The following is a 19,879-nucleotide window of genomic DNA, read 5'->3' on the forward strand; positions in this document are numbered from 1 at the left end:
ATTGCAATGGTAAGCAGTAGTTGACATGAGAAAAGAATTAAATATCATAAGGGGACATCTCGCTTTGAAATTAAGGGGACATTTTACCTTTGGAATAACAGCGCATTGTTTACTTGACATTTAAGTATCGTTGAATATAATTGCCCAATGAATTTTACTGGGACCTCATTGAACAGTGTTCGACAACACCTCAATGAAATTGCCCGAACCGTAATTCACAATATTGGCGCCCGAGAGATTGGTTTCTTCCTTTACGATGCTAAATCAAAGATTTTCAAATTGGTGGAGCATGTTGGGAAGGATAACCAATTAAAAAAATTAAAATGCCTGAGATTGGGATATGAGATTCCTAAATCCCTGCTGCAAAAAAAGAAACCTACTTGGATATCTGAGCAGAATAAAAAAATTTTCGCTGACTCCCACAAGGCAATTTTGTTGATCCCGCTCGATACACTCAAAAGTTACTGGGGCTTTTTAATCATTACCTTTTCCCAGAGCAATTTGATTGTCAAAAAGATGTCCGAAGTGCTGGACCAGTTGCGGATATTAAGATGGACCATAAAACATTACCTGATTCTCAAAGAGCTGAGTGAGGAAGTTTCCGGTTTAAAAATGGTGGATGAGATAAATAAGATTGTGGCGACGGAATTAAATCCAGAACGGCTTTATCAAAAAATGTATGAACAGGTAAAGCGAATCGTGCGGGTGAAGAACTTACGGATTGATCTGTATGAACCCGAGAAGCATGCACTCAACACGGTCTTTTTTGTCCATGAAGGGGAAAAAATTATAAGCCATCCTCAGATTAATCTCCATAAATCAAAGATACTTGCTGAATTATTCAAGCGTGACCATATTATGCTGACCTCGGAGTATAAAATGTTGATCAAAAAATTTGACTTGAGCAAGATCACTCCGGCAATGCAGGTAGCTTCATTTATCGCCTTGCCCCTTAAGGTGCGGGATAATTTTCTGGGGATTGTTCTGTGCTGGGATAATCGCCAGAAAAATATTTTTACGAACCGGGTGGTGCGGTTTCTAAAATTGATGACGGCACAATCTGCAATCGCCATTTACAACGCCCGACTTTTTGAACAATTAAACCGCGCCATCAATGATTTAACATTGCTTTATCAAATTGAATATCACATCAGCAGTATCTTGAGCAAAGAAGACCTTTTAAATACCGCGGTGCGTTTAATTGATTCCGCACTCGGTAATCTCATAACCACCATCTTACTTCCGGATGAAAAAAATGAAAGATTGGTGATTAAAGCGATTTCTCCTACCGTCAAATTAAAACCTGGCTTTGAGAGTGTACCCTTTTACCGGGGGATAGTGGGAGAGGCGATGCGAACAAAGAAAATGGTCTATGCCCCGGATGTGGAAAAGGATGGGAGGTATGTGGCGGCGATCGAAGGAATAAAGTCCGAAGTCGCTATCCCGCTTATATCCGGAGCTAAATTTCTCGGCGTCATTGATTTTCAGAGCAAAGTGCGGGATCGCTTTGACTTGATGACCTTGGATTTACTCGATGATATTGCACATCGGATTGCGGTCTTTCTGGAAAATGCGATTCTGTATGAGCAGGTTGAACGGAGTTATTCTGAGACCATCAGGGCTTTGGTGCTAGCAATGGAGGTTAAGGATTCTTATACCCGGGGTCATTCCGAAAGGGTGACTGAATTGGCGATGAAGCTCGCTGAACATATGGAGCTTACCGATGGGCGGAAGAAATTGCTATACTGGGCAGGACTTTTACACGATATTGGTAAGATTGGAATCAGTGAGGCGATTTTAAATAAACCAGGAAAGTTGGATGAGTTTGAATTTTCAGAAATTAAACGCCATCCCGTTGAGGGTGCACGGATGTTGGAGCAGATAGAGGGATTAAAAGAAGTTGTCCCGATAATCAAACACCATCACGAGAATTATGATGGCACTGGCTATCCGGAAGGGCTAAAAGGGGAAGAGATTCCACTGGAGGCTAGGATGCTGGCTGTGTGTGATGTCTATGATGCAATGACGACGATTCGCTCTTATCGAAAACCATTTTCACCGGAGGGGGCTCTTTCGGCAATAGAGACCTACAGTGGTACACGGTTGGATCCGCGGATCGTAAAAGAATTTTTACAGATGATGCGGAAGAATAAAAAGGGAGGCGAATGACGAGAAGAAATTTTTTGAAAAAATGCCTCGCGGTCCTGGGTAGCATTCTATCTTTTCGTGGTGCCAGCCGATTCCTCTGGGCTGGAAAATGGGAACATTCACATAGAAGTTTCTGGATAGGTGACAAATTTATCCAAAAGACGGTAGATATGTCAGGATATAGCAGAGGCAAGATCCGAGCCCGAATTGATGGTCGATGGCAAACTTATGATCTGGTCGAGGCCGATGAGGGTTTTATAGAATGGAATTTGAAGAAACGCCTTGAGTTTCTTGAGAAAATAAAGACCGGTGTGATGCCCGAACTTGGTGGCCCACATTCCGGAGTTGTAGCAACCTATGGATTACCACGTTTTGATTCTAAATTTTCCCTCAATAATGCTGTGAAGGGAATAGGTCTGGCACCAAAAGATGAAAAGATTGATGAGGCGATTGAACTTTTAGAAAAAACCTTTGAGAATAAGATGCCTGAAAAGATGGATATTTTAAAATCGTTATATGAACAGCCGGACTTTTTTGACTGGCGTAAGCAGACTTCGCTTGAGTTGTATACCACCCGGGATTTTGAAACACATACTTTTCTAAATATCATGGAAAACCCGGTAGCGACGCTTGTGTTTATGGATATCCCGACTTATGAAATAAGAACCATCGCGCGCATCGTCCACCCCGAGGATGATACAGCTTTACCCATGGAGAAGAAACTGGTTCACTTTGTGAATCTCGCCCATGAGTATATGCACGGGAGGTTTTCTAGGAAATTTCCCGTGTTATTATTTTATATCATTGAAATATTCGACAATACACCGGGAACCAAAAGAGGCATCCGGGTCGTTCCACCAAGACCCTCAGATTAAGGGAAAGACTTTTATTTTTTCGTAAATAGGACCAGAAGGTGTAAGGGTGGATTTAAAAAGAATAAATTCACTTACTTCAAATCTCTCGGTAGTCAATGGCTGATTGATGATGTCTGCCACCGGACAGGGTGCTTTAATTCTTCCGATTGTAAGATGGGGGTGGAATTTTTTTTCTTCTTTTTTGATACCTAATTTGGTAAGATCATTATCAATGATTGTGGCAAGATTGTTTAGTTCTTCCGCGCCTTCAGCAACCCCTATCCATAAAACCCGTGGATTTCTTATTCCTGGAAAGCAACCCAGATCCTTAAGACTGAGAAAAAATTTTTTTGTTTTGCTACTCACTCCAACAAGAAGGGAGACAAGGTCATCAAGCTTTTCCGGTTTTATTTCGCCGAGGAATTTCAAAGTGATATGGAGATTCTCAAATTCTACCCACTTTATCGGGAGATTTTTATTCTTCTGTCCTTGGATGAAATGCCAGACTACTTGACGCGCCTTTTCGGGTATCTCAATTGCAATGAAGGTCCTCATTTTTTCTTTTAAGGTTCTGGATCAATAACTTTAATGCCTGGAAACAGGCTTGTTTCCGTATTTGGGCACGATTTCCCTTGAAAAAAAATTTTTTCACAATCGTCTTATTGGGGAGGGCAAGGCCGATATATACCAGTCCTACCGGTTTTGTTTTCGTGCCTCCACCCGGACCGGCGATGCCGGTGATCGCCAGACAGAGATCTGACCCGGTCTTTGCTTTTGTCCCTTCTGCCATTTCACGGGCAGTCTGGCGGCTTACCGCGCCGAAATCTTGGAGCGTTTTTTTCCTAACCTGTGCCAATTTGATTTTTAATTCATTGGAATAGGCAATCACCCCACCCTTAAAATAATTGGAACTTCCAGGGATGCTGGTGATCATGCTACCCAGCATTCCGCCAGTACAGGATTCACAGACACTGAGGGTTAACCTCTTGCTTAATAATATTGCACCAGTCTGTTGTGCTAAATTCGCCATCAGGTAATGAATTGCACAAGATTTTGGGCGAATTTTTTGAAGAAATCGACATCCGGAAAGATGCTGGAAAAGATCCTTACCGCCAAGTTTATTGCTTCTTCAGGTTCCAGGCAGTATTCCATCTTCAAAAATTTTTGCCGGAATTTTTTGATTTCTTCTTTTACGTTTTTATTGTGGATGATCACATCGGCAATATATTGAGCAAGGGGTTCGAAATCTTTTTCCTTCATCCCGAAGCGAGTCATCTCTTGGACCCCCATGCGGATCCCGCTCGCATGGAGAAAACTTTCATCATCAGGCAGAGCCTGATAATTGGTGATGATGTTATTATTTTCCAGGCGACGTGCCAGTTCATTACCGCTTCCGTATTTCTTTACCCGGATTACTACCTGATGGGTTTCGGTATAACCATCTTTTTCATCACCCTCGACATCAATGCCGCAGTCTTTCAAAGCACGGGCAAACGCCTTGGCATTTTTTATTACCTGCTCCTGATATTCTTTTTTAAAAGCATTCATCTCGTAGGTCGCCATCAATAAGGCTAAAAGAGTGCCGAGATGATGGTTGCTTGTTGAACCCGGGAATGCCCGGCTTTTGATTTCAACCCAGAGTTTAGCAAAAGGAGAATCTTTGGTGATGGTGGAGGCGATGACCCCCCGTTGGGGACCAAAGAATGTTTTATGGGTGCTTCCTGTGACGATATCTGCGCCTTCTTTAAACGGCTCTTGGAATGCACCATATAAGCCTAAAACATGAGCCATATCATACATTAAAATCGGCCGCGGCTCCCAGTCTTTGACTAACTGATGGACAAATTCCACCGGCTCTCTGTGGAGAAACATGCTTTTCCCGAAAACAATCAATTCTGGTCTTTCTTTCTGGAGGATTTCCGCAATTTTTTCTAAATCTGCCTTATGCATACAATCTTTTTTTACCGGAAAGTTTATTACATTTTCTTTACCGGTTGCCGGGTCTTCTTCTACATAGTTGAATAATGCACCCATGGGTTGAGAGCTGAGGTGGCCACCTTTGTTTAAATCGTTATTCATCACCAGTTTTAAACGCCGAAGCGGTTCACCGGGTTTACGATCGCGGTTGATAAACTTGACCATTGCCTTGAAGACTATTTCGTTTGACATCTGGCCACTGATGGGTCTCAATTCAATACTCGGACAATTGAAATAGTCCGCCATTTCCTTGCGCAATTCTTCTTCAACCTCGCGGATGAAATCTGTTCCCTGATAAAAGTATATCTCTTCACCCTTCATCGTCCGGTGCTCGGCATACCTACCTGCAGGGTCAGAGATTTCACATAGTTTTACCAACAAACTGGGCGTCGTCTCAGAGGGAATGAGATTGATACATTCCCGCTGACGCCAGCAATTGTTCTTTTCAATCCTCTCCACTAAATTTTTAACTTTTCCAGAAAGATCGGTCAATTTGCCTCCTTGCTCATTAGATTATATCCGATTTTTTAATTCCGTCAATTGTAAGGAGTTTTAAAATTAAAACTCAATCAGCAACTTTGAATAAGAGCCAGGAATTTTTGCCGGCTTTTTGAAATCTATAGAGGACATAAATTCCATGTAACTTTTTTCCATATGCCTTGAATTTAATAACATCCTTATCCCTGGCTATTAGCTCATACTCTCCTTTATCCCATATCTCCACCCAACCCGCGCCATACTGCCCAGAAGGAATTTCGCCTTCAAAATCTGCATAATCAAGGCTATGGTCCTCTACCGCAATACAGAGTCTTTTGACACCGGTTTTTAACGGCGGTTCCTTGGGAACCGCCCATGATTTTAATACGCCATCAATTTCTAACCTCAAATCCCAATGGAGATGGGTGGCCTTGTGGCGGTGGATGACAAATTTCAATCAGCGCTTCTTTAAAAATTTATGAATCTTATGTGAGGTATCCAAAAGGGCGCTAATCGATTCATCTTTATTGAACCGGTCGATAAAGTAGGCAACAAATTCGGCGATGTCAACTTCCCGAAACCATTCGGCATTCTTCAATTTTGGGTTTCGGTAGGTGAGATTGGTTGCATAAACTCTTTTTATTAGATTCTGCCGATAGGCATTTTCAAAACGCTGCACCCCATCATCGGTGAGCAGAGCAAAGGTGACGATAACATAAATATTGCGGGCACCGAGTTTTTTTAGTTCTTCGGCGGAGAGCAACATCGACTGTCCGGAGGCGAGCATATCATCTACGATCAAAACATCCTTTCCCACAATGTTGGTGCCCAAGAATTCATGTTTGACAATGGGATTTTTCCCATCCACAATCCTGGTAGTGTCGCGTCTTTTATAAAAAAAGCCGAGTTCCACACCCAAACTATTCGCGTAATAGAGAGAGCGATCCACGGCACCTTCATCCGGACTTACCACCATGAGCCGTTTTTTATCGACCACCACATCTTTTTCGTTCTCCAGAAGTGCCCTGATAATCTGGTAACTCGCATGGAGGTTTTCGAAACCCATTAAAGGCACAGCATTCTGGACATGGGAATTGTGGGCATCAAAGGTGATGAGATTTTTAACTCCTAAATTTTGCAATTCCTGGAGGGCAAGGGCACAGTCCAGGGATTCACGACCGGTTCGTTTATGCTGCCGACTTTGATACAACAATGGCATAATCACATTGATGCGATATGCCCGACCACCAATCGCTGCAACAACCCTTTTTATGTCCTGGAAATGATCATCCGGACTCATCGGGGTGGTTATCCCCTGGATGGTAAAACGGCATCCATAATTACCGATATCCGAGATGATATAGACATCATAACCCCGGATGGATTGATAAAGCACTGCCTTTGCTTCACCATTGGCGAATCTTGGACACTCACAGGGAATGATGAAGGTCTTTTTATTATTATTTCTGCCAAACCGGCGTTTGACCAGCTCGCGATCGACGAGTGCAGCAAGCTCTTTGCCTCCGGGTGGAGCGAGCAGGGCAATGGGCACAAGAGGTCTCTTTTCTTTCATTGTTTGAACACCGGGCTAGTAATGAAGAACACTAAGAAGAATATCGCGAGGATATACATAACCAACGAGACTTCCCGGCCTCTGCCACTGAAGAATTTGATTAAAACATAGGCGAGGAATCCAAGCGATATGCCGTTGGAAATGCTGTAGGTGAAGGGCATACTGGCGATGGTGATAAAAGCCGGCACGGCTTCGGAATAATCAGAGAAGTCGATTTTTATCACCGATTCCATCATCATAATACCCACGATGATGAGGGCAGGGGCAATGGCGACGGCCGGTATAAAACCGACGAGCGGAGCAGCGAAGATGGCGATAAGAAACAGAATACCCGTTGTCACTGCTGTGAGTCCGGTGCGCCCCCCTTCTTCAATACCCGCTGCACTTTCAATATAGGAAGTGACCGTAGAAGTGCCGATAAGGGCACCGAGGACCGGACCAAGCGAATCCGCGAATAAAACCCTGCCAATCCGTGGAATTCGACCTTTTTCATCAATAAACTTTGCTTTCACTGCCAGGCCAATTACGGTTCCGGCGGTGTCAAAGAAGTCGACGAAGAGCAGGGTAAAGATCAAGGTGACAAACGACCATTTTAGCGCCCCGAGGATATCGAGCTTTAAGAAAGTAGGTGCTAAGGAAGGTTTCAGCAACTGGAGTATTTCTCCCCGGGTGCGGAAAAAAGGAATGAAACTTAAAAGTGTGCCGATGAGGATGCCGATCAGGATTGCTCCCCGCACCTTTTTCACCAGAAGAATTGTCGTGACCAGCAGCACGATACCGGCGAGGATGATTCGAGGATAGATATCGGGGTGGGCAAGAGGGGAAATTTTCACAAAGGTAACCGGGTCTCGGGTTATGAGCCCGGCCTGCTCAAAGCCAATGAAGGCAAGGAACAGTCCAATTCCCACGCTCACCGCACATTTCAAGGTAAAAGGGATTGAATCAATTATCGTCTCCCGAAGTTTGGTGAGGGTGATGATCACGATGATCACGCCTTCAATAAAGAAGAATCCCAATCCAACACGCCAATCGATCCCCATTCCTGCGCAGATGGAATAGGCAAAGAAGGCATTCAGACCCATTCCCGGTGCTAAGGCAATCGGATAGTTGGCAAGGAGCCCCATGATAATACTGATCAATCCGGCGACGAGACAGGTTGCCAAAGTCACAGCTCCTTTATCCATACCTGCGGCCTGGAGAATGAGGGGATTGGCTGCAATTATATACGCCATGGTCATAAAGGTAGTGACACCGGCTAGGATTTCGGTTTTGACCGTAGTGTTATGTTCCTTAAGTTTAAATAATTTCTCCCACATACTACCTCCTCGATTATCTCACAATTACGATCTTGGTGACATCGTTGCCTGCCCCATAAGTATAAAGAAAACAATAATAAATCCCGGCGCCTACCGCCTTTCCTTGTTCATCATGACCATCCCAGATGAATGCGGCATTAGGAGAGAGGGGATTGGTGTCGGTATAACGCCCGGGTGCCAACTGGTGGTCAATTTCAATTCTTTTGATGAGTCGACCGGTGATAGAGAATATGCGTAGTTCAACGAATGATTTAGTATTTAGCACAAAAGGGATATAAATGTTCAGTTGCCGATCAAACACCGCGGGATTGGGAAAAGGAGCAAGCAAGGCACAGTTTTTTATCGGTTTTATTACTGGGGGCGAATAGTAAAATGCCTTGACCGCATCTGGCCATCCATAACCCAGACTTTCGCTGGGCGAGGAGGCAAAACTGGCGGTTTCAAATAGCGCCTGACGGATTGAATCAACATTCCAGGCGGGATGTCCTTCCAGTAAAAGGGCACAGATACCAGCAGCAAGTGCTGTAGCCCCGGATGTGCCGTAGGAAAGGAGATAGGAATTTTTTTCATCCGGATTTACTACCACCGGGGCCGCGGCGAGGCAGACGATCTCTGGTTTTATCCGGCCATCGGCGGTTGGACCATAACCAGAATAGCGCCAGCGCTGGAATGTTGTATCTATACCGCCCACAGTGATAGCGTTTATTGCATCTCCGGGAATGACGAGTTGAGGAATGGCAACATTCCCTGCGGCGGTGACAACAACAACCCCGCGGCGGGTCGCTTCATACACTGCAATTGAGGCTAAAGAAGTTTTTCCATCATAATCATCAGGCCAGTTGTACCAGTCAGTGTAGCCAAGGGAACTGGAGATGATATCTGCACCTTTGGCTTCACACCACTCCAATCCAGCGATGTAAGTATCTTCTTCCACGGGAAATTCGTATAATGTATCGGGATTTTCGGTTTTGGCTATAATGAATTGGGCACCAGGAGCGACACCGATATAATTGTTGGTAGCATAGCCACCAACAACCCCCACCATCTCAGTGCCGTGGTGGGGATGGAAATATTGTGGGTCATTGAGGGTATAACCATCGGTATTATTGTCTCCACGCTGACAATAAAATTTTTTGATTTCACCGGTGATAAGGGCAGATGTTGGTAGATAAACGAATTCTTTAGGGAGCGAATCAAGGGTGGCGAAGCTCATCCCGTTATCATAAGAAATACGCTGATAAATTTTACCGGCACTTTCCCAGAGCGCTACGATAGTGCTTCCGGATTTGGCGAGCGACATTTTTCCTGCCGCATCAAGAGAGGGAGATAGGTAATTTGCAGGCATAAACTGATTCCCGAAATCATAGGAAATGGTGAAGGCAATTCGGCAAAAAGGAAAAACGGAATAGTCTTTGTATAAAAGAAAGATGGTATCACCCAAACATACCACCTGCGGATCCTTGCCCAAAAGGTGGGTGAATTTAATATGAAAGGTATCCGCCGGAATATTTGCATAAGCAAAAAAGATGGAGTCATCCGGGAATTGATAATAAAACAGCCCGATCCGGGAACCGTTGGTGCACGCCTCTGCAAGTTTGATATGCGTGGAGCAAGTGGTGACGAGCATCGAACTGGGAAATCCGGCAATATTTCCTTTGCGTAAAAAGATATTCCTTTTGTCCCGATAGAAAAGATAAATTGTATCACCGATAAGGATTGAACGTGGATTTTGAAAAATACTTCCGGTTATCAATGTCGGTCCGGCGATGATGCTGGTATCCATGGCGATTAAATTGATCCCGGCGCGGTTCTTAAAGAATAAAAATGTTGTATCACCTCCGCAGAGGTTGATTTCGGATATCCAGTTGTTGTTAGCATTATTGGTTATCTTTTTCAGTTCACTCCAGGTGAGACCATGGTCTGAAGAATAGGTATATAGAATATCCCGGGTGGGCATATAGAGAAAATTGGTATCACCAATTAAGAATAATTCGATCCGCTGCGCGTTTTGATGGAACAGGATTTCAGTGTATACTCCGTATTTTCCTGTCACCGGGAGATTATCAAGAAAAATCTGGTCTCCGCTGAGGAAGTCGTATTCCGCGATAACCTTTAAATCGGTTAGGGCGTTATGCGTGCGACGTAAGCCGGTGTCCAGAAAACCGATTTTCACATTTGAACCGAAGATACCCATTTTATGGAGGGAATCAATATTGAACATTTTTAACTGACGCTGGGTGAGAGATCCACCGGTATCCTGGAGGGCGACTTCGACTTCGTTTATTTTTTTAAAATGTGCTACCGGGATTATTTTATAAACGAAGTCAAAAGATGCAATTTCATCAAGATTATCGCGTGGGATTATATAACTGGCCGCGTTGAGCCATCTTGAGCGGTACAAAAGAATTCCTCCGGTTCTCTGGATTTCTTCAAGATAATTTTCGTTTAAAGGGATATCTCCATAGTCAACAACAATACCCTTTCGGAAGATTCGGCGCTGCAGGACTTCAGTAGGAATTTTTTGGCGGGTCAAGTTTAATACTTCGTTGTATCGGTTTTGAGGAATGCCTTTGTCGGTAAATAGAACCCAGGCATGGACAAATTCGTTTCGGAAACACCGGGGATCAATCTTATCCGCAGAAGGTAAGCGGGGATTTATTGTTTCCACCAAGAGAAAAAATGCTACAAACATCTAGCCTCCTTTAATCAGAATATGTCATAATCAAAATCCGAAAATTTTCTTTTTGCCCTTTTTTTGAAAAGAAATGCCAACAATAAACCAGCAATAAATCCGCCGACATGGGCAAAATACGCGACTCCCCCTCCTTTGACTCCCAGGGATGCGAATCCTAAGAAAAATTGATAGAGAAACCAGATACCGATAAAGAATAATGAAGGTAGATAGGCAATTCTTAAGAAGAAACCCAGCGGTATCAATGATAAGATTCGTGCCTGGGGGAAAAAAACAAGATAGGCACCCATCACACCGGAAATAGCTCCGCTGGCGCCCACCATCGGGATGCGGGAATCCGGGTTAGTGATGCTGTGGAGGAAAACTGCTGCAATACCGCAAAGTAAATAAAAGAGTAAAAATTTGAAGTGTCCCATCAAGTCTTCTACATTATCTGCAAAAACCCAGAGGAAGAGCATATTCCCAGCCAGATGCATAAAATTAGCATGTGTAAACATGCTGGAAAATATCGTGAGATAAGAAGAGATGCCCTGGGGATTGAAAAGTTCGTAGGGAATCGTTCCGAATTGAAAAATGAATGCATCTTTTTCTGGCCCTAATAAAAATTCATAACCATAGACCAGAATATTCAATCCCAAAATTGTATAAGAGACTACCGGTTTTGTGTACGAAGCAATATCATCTTTCAGCGGAATCATATATTCGACCTATCTCACAGACAGCAAAAGCTGCAATTGCTTTATTTTCTCCGATTTCACCCATTCCTTCGTTTGTCTTGCCTTTGATGGAGACATGCTCAGGATGCATGGAGAGGGCATGGGCGATATTTTTTCTCATTTCCGGTAGATAAGGCAGCAACCGCGGCTTTTCGGCGATGACCACCGCATCAATGTTCTTTACAAAGAATCCTGAATTTTTTAAGAATTCGCCAACCTTTTTTAACAATTTCAGACTGGAGATGTCCTTGTATTTCTTGTCTTCGGGTGGGAAGTGAAAGCCAATATCTCCTAAATTTGCCGCACCCAGCAGGGCATCACAGATCGCATGGAGGAGGACATCACCATCCGAATGACCAAGCAAACCCAAGGGGTAATCAATCTTTACTCCCCCCAGATAGAGTGGTCTTTTTTCCACCAATCTATGAATATCGTATCCAATACCGACCATGGAGTAATTTTATTCGTTAATGATGAAAAGTCAACAAGTTATTGGGCTAATTCTTCCTCACTTTTTGTCAAATTATTTTTATGCACTGGATTATTAGAGGTAGCCGCACCCTTCAGGGTGCGAAATACCCTGGGATTTAAAAAAATTTATCCGCAGGCTAAAGCCTGCGCCTTCCATTTTACCGGTTACCACCCTTCATAAGAAATAAAAAATATGGAGAACTAAGGGAACATTGCCCTTGACAGATAAAAAATTTTGTGTAGAATAATTGTATGATTAAATCCCAGAGAGCAGCTGCGAAATCAACGACTTATAATCATTATCTTATCATCAGTTCGGAGTCGGTATTGATCAATAATACAATCGAAGAAATAAAAAAATCTTTGAATGTGGATGAGAATTTTGATGTTGAAATCTGTTCCATTACAGAGCAGGAATATTCTGATATTATTAACAAAATATACACTGCGCCTTTTGTATCACCTAAAAGGGTTGTGGTATTGAAAAATATTGAGCGAGAGGATTTAAATCATTTGCGGGAGTTTGCCCGATTACTTCCCGCGGTGCCACCTTCGTGCTGTTTGATAATGGTTTATAAGATTGAAGATAAACAATCCAAGAAACGCAATCTTGAGAATTTTAAAAAAGTTTGTGAAATTTTTCCTCAAGCCCACAGTGTGACATTAATTCCAGATGAAGCGACTGTTTATCATTGGATCTTGAAAAAATTACATAATATGGGACTTAAAGACCGACCGGAGTTGGTGGCTTATTTGATGGAAGAATTCACCGATGATCTAACAGGCCTTAAAAACGAACTCCAGAAAATAGAAAACTATCTTTTTCAAATGCAAGAGATTGATATACGGAGAATGAAGGAGCTCGCACCGGGTCTTACCGACGACAATATATATCTCATTGCCAATAAATTTTTCCAAAGCAATCCTGAGGCATTAAAGGATTTTGTGCGTGCCGAAGTTTATTTAAGAACGTCACTCCCGATGATTGGCCTCCTTGCCCGGATGCTTTGTGATTATGCCACCCGGTACAGAAATGATATGTGGATCAGACGGCTTGGCACGGAATTAGCTTATTTAGATAATCGGGCAAAGCATGGTTCCGAATTCTTGGAACTCAATATGGAGATATTTTTTATCAAGAATTTAGGGATTAATCAAAGGAGTAAATCATGAAAGATAACAATCTGGAGAAACTGAAAGCCATAGAGGCGGAGCGTCACGATCTGATCAGTAAATTACAGAAGATTGAAGAGAAAAAGGGCAGTGTCAGCCATGAAGTTTATCTCAAGGTGAAGACGGATTACGAGACCAAATTAAAAAAGTTAGATGAGGCACTCGCGGCGAATAAAGAACTGGTAAAGATGGAGATAGAACGACTCAACGGGGAGAAAGCCGGGCTTTTGCAACAACAGAAGGAGTTGAAACTCCAGTTGGAGGAGATAGAGTTGCGTTACGCTATTGGCGAGTATAGCGAAGAAAAATTTCAGGAACTCACAGGCGAAAGTCGGGAAAGATTAAATGGAGTGGAAGGGCGGCTAAGGGAAATAGAAAATCGGGTAAATTGGTTCCAGTCGATAATTGGGGAGAAGGAGTTAGAAGTTAGTGAGGTTAAGGAAGAGGTTTCACCACCACCTCAAGAAACGAAGATTGAGGAACTGACGATTGATGAACATATTCTGGAAGAAAAATTGCCTGAGGAAGTGAAAAAGCTTGATGAATTACTCATCGAAACCAATGCCCTTCTGGAATCGGCAGAGGAAGAAAAAAGTAAACCCAAAAAAGAAGAAGGAATTGCCTGCCCCAAATGCGGTTTTCTCAACCCACCGGATTCTTGGTATTGTGAGAAATGCGGGGCAGAGATACTCACGATCTAATCGAAGGCTATGGTTTATAATCACCAACTCATTGAGCGCAAATGGCAAAAATACTGGTTAGATAATAAACTATTTGCAACCAACGAAAATCCCCAAAAAAAATATTATGACCTGGTGATGTTTGCTTATCCTTCCGGTGATATCCATATGGGGCATTGTAAAAATTATGTGATCGGCGATGTGATTGCCCGGTACAAAAGGCGGACTGGATATGATGTGCTACACCCATTTGGCTGGGATGCTTTTGGTTTGCCTGCGGAGAATCGGGCGATTGAGGTTGGCATCCATCCGCGTGAGTGGACAATGAATAATATCCGGATATCGGATGAATCATTGAAGATGCTCGGGATAAGTTACGATTGGGACCGCGAGATTATTACCTGTCTGCCGGACTATTATAAATGGACTCAGTGGATGTTTTTGTTGATGTATAAGCGGGGACTGGCATACAAAAAGGAGGCTTATGTCAACTGGTGCCCGGGTTGTCAGACAGTTTTGGCGAATGAACAGGTAGTGGACGGGCACTGTTATCGTTCTAACTGTAAGGCACCGATTGAACGACGGAAATTGAATCAGTGGTTTTTCAAGATTACGGAGTATGCTGAGCGCTTGCTGAAGGATCTGGACCGCCTTACCGGTTGGCCGGAGCGGGTAAAACAGATGCAACGGAATTGGATTGGTCGGAGTGAAGGCACAAATATTTTATTTCCCGTAAAAGGTGGAGATCTGAAACTTGAGGTATTTACAACCCGTGCTGACACAATATTTGGAGTTACTTTTCTCTCAGTTGCTCCAGAAAGTCCTGTGCTCGACCAGCTGCTTAAAATTGCACCTTTCCAGAACGAAATTCAGAATTACATTCTGGAGGCTTCACGGCGGAGTATTATCGAACGGGCAGAAAGAGAAAAAGATGGTGTTTTTACTGGTCTGTACGCCATTAATCCTGTTAATGGCCGGGAAGTGCCGATTTATGTTGCGGATTATGTTCTCGGGGAATATGGTAGTGGGGTGGTGATGGGGGTTCCTGCACACGATTCTCGCGATTTTCAATTCGCCCGGAAATATAACCTGCCGATAGAGGTGGTAATCAGACCCACGGACGGAGAATTAGATCCGGAAACGATGGTTGATGCCTTTGTAGACTACGGGATAATGGTGAATTCCGGAGAGTTCACCGGTTTGACCTCTGCCCAGGGAATTGAGGCGGTCACCGATTTTTTGAGTAAAAAGAATATGGGAGGCAAGGCGGTAAACTATCGGATTAAAGACTGGCTCATCTCCCGGCAGCGTTACTGGGGTGCACCTATTCCCATAATTTATTGCGAAAAGTGTGGTATTGTTCCGGTTCCAGAAGAAGACTTACCTGTACTGCTACCCGAAAATATTAAAGATTACATTCCAAGGGGGAAATCACCCCTGGCAGCGGTTGAGGAATACATAAATACCTATTGTCCGCAATGTCGGCAGCCTGCAAAACGGGATCCCGATACCATGGATACTTTTGTTTGTTCTTCTTGGTACTTTTTACGATATTTGGATCCCCGGAATGATAAAGAATTCTGTTCAATGGAGAATGCCCGGAAATGGCTTCCCATTGATCAGTATATCGGTGGTATTGAACATGCCACTGGTCATTTGATCTATTTTCGATTTTTCACAAAGGTTCTCTACGATGCGGGATATATCCCGGTAGATGAACCGGCAGTTAATCTGTTTACTCAGGGTATGGTGCTGAGAAATGGGGAGGTTATGTCCAAGTCCAAAGGCAACGCTGTCCCGGTTGGCCCCTTTGTTGAGAAATACGGGGCAGATGTTGCTCGGCTCACAATTCTTTTTGCGGCCCCTCCGGAACGAGATATGGAATGGAGTGATGAAGGGGTTACTGGTGCTCAGAGATTTATCGACCGGCTATACCGACTGGTTATTGAGAATAAACAGACAGTAGTAGAAAAAGTATCTCTTCCCCCCGAGCATGATTCTCAGAAAGGACTATATATCAAGATCAATCAAACGATCAAACGGGTGACCGAAGACTTAGAAAATTTTAAGTTCAATACCGCAATTGCTTGTCTCTGGGAATTGTTAAACGAGCTATATCAGTATAATCCGCGGGATGAATACTTCGGATACGGTTTGTATGTGCTGATCAATTTGATTTCGCCTTTTGCCCCCCACCTTGCTGATGAACTCTGGTCCCAGATAGGGAAGAGCGGGAGTTTGCTCACCGAAGGTTGGCTACAATACGATCCTCATTATCTCAGGAGTGAGGAGATGACGGTTGTACTCCAGGTGAACGGCAAAGTCCGGGGTCATATTGTGGTACCGGTCGATTGCGATGCAGAGAAGATCAAAACCCTGGCTTTGGCCGATGAAAGAATAAAGCGCCATACCGACAATAAACAAATAAAAAAAATAATCTATGTACCCGGGAAACTCATCAATATCGTCGTTTAACTTCTGCGGGTGCATAAATGTAATAGGGAGGAAATTATGAAAAAACCAAAAAAGAGAGTCACGATAAAGATGCTGATGATAGATATTTTAAAAAGAAGCAAAACGCCGCTCCACTATCGCGAAATTACCAAACGGCTCATTGCTCGGGGTTATAAATTCCACCGCAAAGAGCCTGAGCGTTCAGTCTATATCACCATTAAACGCAATCCGCAACTCTTCAAAAAGGTTAAGCCGGCGACGTTCGCTTTGAAGACGAAATGAAAAGAGGGGGCGTACGCCCCCTCTTTTCATTTTTTATTCTTTTGTTCTCCGTCCTTCTTCTCTTCGCCCTTCAATTTTTCTGCATATTCTTTCAATTTCTTCTCTACCAGATAATTAATGGTATTTTTTTCATAGCCAGTTTTCGTCTTCCGACCCGCTTTCATTCCGGTCAGTATTTCAATGCCTTCATCAATCGTTTTTATCGCATAAATGTGAAACTTTTTTCTTTTCACTGCATCTACGATTTCTTGCTTCAACATCAGATCGTTGACATTTGCACGCGGAATGATAACACCCTGTTCGCCGGTTAAACCCTTTGCTTTACAGACCTCGTAGAAACCTTCAATCTTTTCGTTTACACCCCCAATGGGTTGAATCTCGCCGTTCTGATTTACCGAACCAGTGACTGCAATCCCTTGTTTTATCGGTACTCCTGAAAGTGCTGAGAGGATGGCATATATTTCCGCGCTCGATGCAGAGTCGCCATCGATTTCACTATAGGACTGCTCAAAACCTAAAGTGGCATCCATGGAGAGGGGTCGTTCCTGGGCATAACGTGCGCGCAAAAAGCCGGAGATTATTAATACACCTTTATTAAAAGTCCGTCCAGCGAGATTGGCTTCTCTTTCAATATTTATTATCCCAGCCCGTCCTACTGAGGTCTTGGCGGTAATCTTGGTTGGCCGGCCAAATGTATAATCACCCAGCTGATAAATCGAAAGGCCGTTTACCTGTCCCACAGCCTTCCCCTTGGTTTGAATCATCAATATGTCTTTTTTAATCAACTCTTGAATTTTCTCTTCATATTTATTAACCCGCTTGCGCCAGCCTTCTATCGCCTTTTCAATATCCTCGGTATCAACCGTAGTACTTTTGCGCTGCCTTGCCCAGTAATCTGCCTCGCGGATGATATCAGCAATCAGATGAAAGCGGGTGGTAATTTTATCTTTCCGACCCGCGAGCCGCACCCCATATTCAATGATATCCGCAATTGCCTCTTTGGTAAAGGGCAGAAGATTTTCGCTATGGCAGATAGATTTTATAAAAGAAGCATAATTATTGATGTTTTTGACATCCTTTTCCATTTCAGTATCAAAATCCGCTTTAACCTTGAAAATCGTCTTGAAATCCTCATCTCCGTAATACAAAAGATAGTATAACCATTCATTGCCAATCATGACCACCTTTACATCCACACTTATCGGTTCAGGTTTTAGGGCTGAGGTGGAGAGAATGTAGAAAGGATCAAAGACTTGAATGTCAACAACTCCATTGCGTAGGGCCCTTTTGAGAGTGGACCAGACACCGGGTTCGATTAAGGCATCGAAGGCATTCAGCACTAAGTAGCCACCATTGGCGCGGAGAAAGGAACCAGCCTTGATATTGAGAAAATCGCTGGTGAAGACTCCAGGGGTTGGTGAATACCTTTCGATCGTGCCGAAAAGATTTTTGAAATTAGGGGCAGTTTCAAAGATGATGGGTACACTTTTCGTTTCAGAATTGTCGACAAGGAGGTTAACTTCAAAAGCCCGGAATTCGTCATGCTTTGATTCTTTACGAAGGAAGCGTTCAATGTTGGTTATGATTTCTGCCAGGACTTCATCCAGATATTCATCGACCTTTTTATCTTCAAATTTCTTTCTTATTTCATCAATAAGATGACTCACCATCGGTTTTACCATCCATTCATTTAAGCGGGAAATTTCATCGTTTAGTTTGTCCTGATTCTCCTTGGTTCGTGCATAGATCGTGCTCATTTCTTTTTCTAGTTCTTCCAGATCCTGTTTGATTTGCTCCAAACGCTCAGAAGAGAGTTTACCTTCTTTGATCAATTCATCTAGTTCTTCAAAATTTCTCGGCTTCTCATCAACGATGGGTAAGATTGCCGGGCGTACAAAAGGTCCCATTTGGACCTGGACGAGTTTAAATCCTTTTTCTTCAACCTTTTTTTCAAATTCGCTGATCATACGTTGCTGTTCCAATTCGAATTTTCTCACAATCTTTTCGCGACGTTTTTGATATTCTTCGCTCGCAAAAAGCTGGGGAATATTCGTTTTAAGTTGGTGGATCAACCGTGCCATTTCATCCCGGAATTGTCTACCTTTCCCGGCATCAAGAACAATGAGTTTTGGTAAATCCGGATTTTTGAAGTTATTCACATATAACAAATCCTTGAGTTGTCCTTTTTTGGTTTTTAACTCTTCTAACAGCTTGGTGATTGCGGTCGTTCTTCCAGTTCCTACTGGTCCGGTGACGAAGATATTGTAGCCAGGGTATTTCACGTTCAGACCCAGTTTTAAGGCTTCGATCGCCCTGGGTTGACCGATTATACCTTCGCAGAGTGCAAGTTCATCTGGAGATTTAAATTTTAGCAATTCAGGGGTACACTGCCAGCGTAATTGTTCGGGTTTAAGTTCCAATTTTTTCATCGGGCTCCTCCTTTGAAAAAATCAGCAAAAATTTGCCTTTTAAAATTGCCACAAGGTATTATATGCAAAATCATCCTGTGAGTCAACAATTCCTGAGATCTTTCTACTTTTCCCTTTTTAAGGGGTTTTGAAATTTCCCAGAATATGGATAGGGTTTAACAAAAATTGCCGAATCATCTCCGCATTTTTATAAGATGGTTGGTTGTATTGACAGCGTTTGCTCTGCAATAATCAATGTCGAGCAAACTCGACAAATGATTATCTGCAATAACAGACCTTGATTTGCAAATATTTAAAAGGTCGTGGCTTTCGCCTTGGAAAAATAAAAAATGCAAACATGGAGTTTTTCTTTACCGCTGATCACCCATAGCCAGTTAAAGAGGTGAAAGATAATTTGAAAAAGTGAAGAGGACCCAGCAACAATTGGTATTGACTTTTGGGCGGGGCTGATTATACTTTTACTATAAAGAAAGGGGGTATCATGCGTCGTTGGTTGTTTTTACTGTTTGTTGCGGTGCCCTTCTTGTCCGCTCAGACAATGGTGGTGCGGGTCTATGGGAAATGGTCGGATCTTGCCCGGATATCACCCAAGTACCATCTGGATATCGCCACCGGAAGAGCGAATGAGTGGTATGAT

Annotated in this window: 16 protein-coding genes; 6 read left to right on the top strand and 10 right to left on the bottom strand. The window is 43.2% G+C overall.

Features of this window, described 5'->3' with window-relative positions; genetic code table 11:
• The first annotated feature begins 147 nt into the window (after positions 1–147).
• Both ABIL39_09755 and ABIL39_09760 read left to right on the top strand, forming a co-directional pair.
• Positions 148–2,169 carry an HD domain-containing phosphohydrolase gene (locus ABIL39_09755; GenBank protein MEO0166407.1) on the top strand — a complete coding sequence of 674 codons (2,022 nt, stop codon included), beginning with the start codon at positions 148–150 and terminating at the stop codon, positions 2,167–2,169.
• A complete protein-coding gene (locus ABIL39_09760) occupies positions 2,166–3,023 on the top strand; it encodes a hypothetical protein (GenBank protein ID MEO0166408.1) in 858 nt (285 codons plus the stop codon). The genes ABIL39_09755 and ABIL39_09760 overlap by 4 nt, the downstream gene beginning before the upstream one ends.
• Here ABIL39_09760 and thpR read toward each other — a convergent pair.
• The 9 genes from thpR to ispF form a co-directional block, all read right to left on the bottom strand.
• Entirely contained in the window at positions 3,015–3,557 is a 543-nt protein-coding gene (gene thpR / locus ABIL39_09765; protein ID MEO0166409.1) for an RNA 2',3'-cyclic phosphodiesterase, read from the bottom strand. The two genes, ABIL39_09760 and thpR, sit on opposite strands and share 9 nt — an antisense overlap.
• A complete protein-coding gene (locus ABIL39_09770) occupies positions 3,535–4,032 on the bottom strand; it encodes a CinA family protein (protein ID MEO0166410.1) in 498 nt (165 codons plus the stop codon). Before ABIL39_09770 ends, thpR begins: the two co-directional genes overlap by 23 nt.
• Positions 4,032–5,471 carry a hypothetical protein gene (locus ABIL39_09775; GenBank protein ID MEO0166411.1) on the bottom strand — a complete coding sequence of 480 codons (1,440 nt, stop codon included), beginning with the start codon at positions 5,469–5,471 and terminating at the stop codon, positions 4,032–4,034. Before ABIL39_09775 ends, ABIL39_09770 begins: the two co-directional genes overlap by 1 nt.
• 73 nt (positions 5,472–5,544) lie before the next feature.
• Positions 5,545–5,913: a DNA polymerase ligase N-terminal domain-containing protein gene (locus ABIL39_09780; protein MEO0166412.1), complete on the bottom strand. Its 369-nt coding sequence runs from the start codon at positions 5,911–5,913 to the stop codon at positions 5,545–5,547.
• A complete protein-coding gene (locus tag ABIL39_09785) occupies positions 5,914–7,029 on the bottom strand; it encodes a ribose-phosphate pyrophosphokinase (GenBank protein MEO0166413.1) in 1,116 nt (371 codons plus the stop codon).
• Entirely contained in the window at positions 7,026–8,345 is a 1,320-nt protein-coding gene (locus ABIL39_09790; GenBank protein ID MEO0166414.1) for an NCS2 family permease, read from the bottom strand. Before ABIL39_09790 ends, ABIL39_09785 begins: the two co-directional genes overlap by 4 nt.
• Before the next feature lie 13 nt (positions 8,346–8,358).
• On the bottom strand, positions 8,359–11,037 hold the full coding sequence (locus ABIL39_09795) for a S8 family serine peptidase (protein MEO0166415.1): 2,679 nt from the start codon (positions 11,035–11,037) through the stop codon (positions 8,359–8,361).
• A 14-nt stretch (positions 11,038–11,051) separates the two neighbouring features.
• Positions 11,052–11,735 carry a rhomboid family intramembrane serine protease gene (locus tag ABIL39_09800; protein ID MEO0166416.1) on the bottom strand — a complete coding sequence of 228 codons (684 nt, stop codon included), beginning with the start codon at positions 11,733–11,735 and terminating at the stop codon, positions 11,052–11,054.
• The gene (ispF, locus tag ABIL39_09805) at positions 11,716–12,204 is read right to left on the bottom strand and encodes a 2-C-methyl-D-erythritol 2,4-cyclodiphosphate synthase (protein ID MEO0166417.1); all 489 of its coding nucleotides are present in this window, start codon (positions 12,202–12,204) and stop codon (positions 11,716–11,718) included. Before ispF ends, ABIL39_09800 begins: the two co-directional genes overlap by 20 nt.
• Positions 12,205–12,476: 272 nt before the next feature.
• Here ispF and holA point away from each other — a divergent pair, with 272 nt between their 5' ends.
• The 4 genes from holA to ABIL39_09825 are packed head-to-tail and all read left to right on the top strand — an operon-like array spanning position 12,477 to position 16,813.
• A complete protein-coding gene (gene holA / locus ABIL39_09810) occupies positions 12,477–13,397 on the top strand; it encodes a DNA polymerase III subunit delta (GenBank protein MEO0166418.1) in 921 nt (306 codons plus the stop codon).
• Positions 13,394–14,098, top strand: coding sequence for a hypothetical protein (locus ABIL39_09815; protein MEO0166419.1), 705 nt, complete (start codon positions 13,394–13,396; stop codon positions 14,096–14,098). The genes holA and ABIL39_09815 overlap by 4 nt, the downstream gene beginning before the upstream one ends.
• A 9-nt stretch (positions 14,099–14,107) precedes the next feature.
• Positions 14,108–16,552: a leucine--tRNA ligase gene (gene leuS / locus ABIL39_09820; protein MEO0166420.1), complete on the top strand. Its 2,445-nt coding sequence runs from the start codon at positions 14,108–14,110 to the stop codon at positions 16,550–16,552.
• A gap of 36 nt (positions 16,553–16,588) precedes the next feature.
• Positions 16,589–16,813 carry an HTH domain-containing protein gene (locus ABIL39_09825; protein ID MEO0166421.1) on the top strand — a complete coding sequence of 75 codons (225 nt, stop codon included), beginning with the start codon at positions 16,589–16,591 and terminating at the stop codon, positions 16,811–16,813.
• Positions 16,814–16,839: 26 nt separating this feature from the next.
• On the opposite strand, the gene ABIL39_09830 is transcribed toward ABIL39_09825, so the two are convergent.
• Positions 16,840–19,242: an ATP-binding protein gene (locus ABIL39_09830; protein ID MEO0166422.1), complete on the bottom strand. Its 2,403-nt coding sequence runs from the start codon at positions 19,240–19,242 to the stop codon at positions 16,840–16,842.
• Positions 19,243–19,879: the final 637 nt, after the last annotated feature.

This window comes from candidate division WOR-3 bacterium (assembly GCA_039802205.1).
Classification (GTDB): Bacteria; Hydrothermota; Tepidihabitantia; order SM23-42; family JAOAFX01; genus JAOAFX01.

Coding starts and splice junctions, on each gene's coding strand:
- ABIL39_09755 (MEO0166407.1), top strand. CDS start 148: ATGAATTTTACTGGGACCTCATTGAACAGTGTTCGACAACACCTCAAT.
- ABIL39_09760 (MEO0166408.1), top strand. CDS start 2,166: ATGACGAGAAGAAATTTTTTGAAAAAATGCCTCGCGGTCCTGGGTAGC.
- thpR (MEO0166409.1), bottom strand. CDS start 3,557: ATGAGGACCTTCATTGCAATTGAGATACCCGAAAAGGCGCGTCAAGTA.
- ABIL39_09770 (MEO0166410.1), bottom strand. CDS start 4,032: ATGGCGAATTTAGCACAACAGACTGGTGCAATATTATTAAGCAAGAGG.
- ABIL39_09785 (MEO0166413.1), bottom strand. CDS start 7,029: ATGAAAGAAAAGAGACCTCTTGTGCCCATTGCCCTGCTCGCTCCACCC.
- ABIL39_09790 (MEO0166414.1), bottom strand. CDS start 8,345: ATGTGGGAGAAATTATTTAAACTTAAGGAACATAACACTACGGTCAAA.
- ABIL39_09795 (MEO0166415.1), bottom strand. CDS start 11,037: ATGTTTGTAGCATTTTTTCTCTTGGTGGAAACAATAAATCCCCGCTTA.
- ABIL39_09800 (MEO0166416.1), bottom strand. CDS start 11,735: ATGATTCCGCTGAAAGATGATATTGCTTCGTACACAAAACCGGTAGTC.
- ispF (MEO0166417.1), bottom strand. CDS start 12,204: ATGGTCGGTATTGGATACGATATTCATAGATTGGTGGAAAAAAGACCA.
- holA (MEO0166418.1), top strand. CDS start 12,477: ATGATTAAATCCCAGAGAGCAGCTGCGAAATCAACGACTTATAATCAT.
- ABIL39_09815 (MEO0166419.1), top strand. CDS start 13,394: ATGAAAGATAACAATCTGGAGAAACTGAAAGCCATAGAGGCGGAGCGT.
- leuS (MEO0166420.1), top strand. CDS start 14,108: ATGGTTTATAATCACCAACTCATTGAGCGCAAATGGCAAAAATACTGG.
- ABIL39_09825 (MEO0166421.1), top strand. CDS start 16,589: ATGAAAAAACCAAAAAAGAGAGTCACGATAAAGATGCTGATGATAGAT.
- ABIL39_09830 (MEO0166422.1), bottom strand. CDS start 19,242: ATGAAAAAATTGGAACTTAAACCCGAACAATTACGCTGGCAGTGTACC.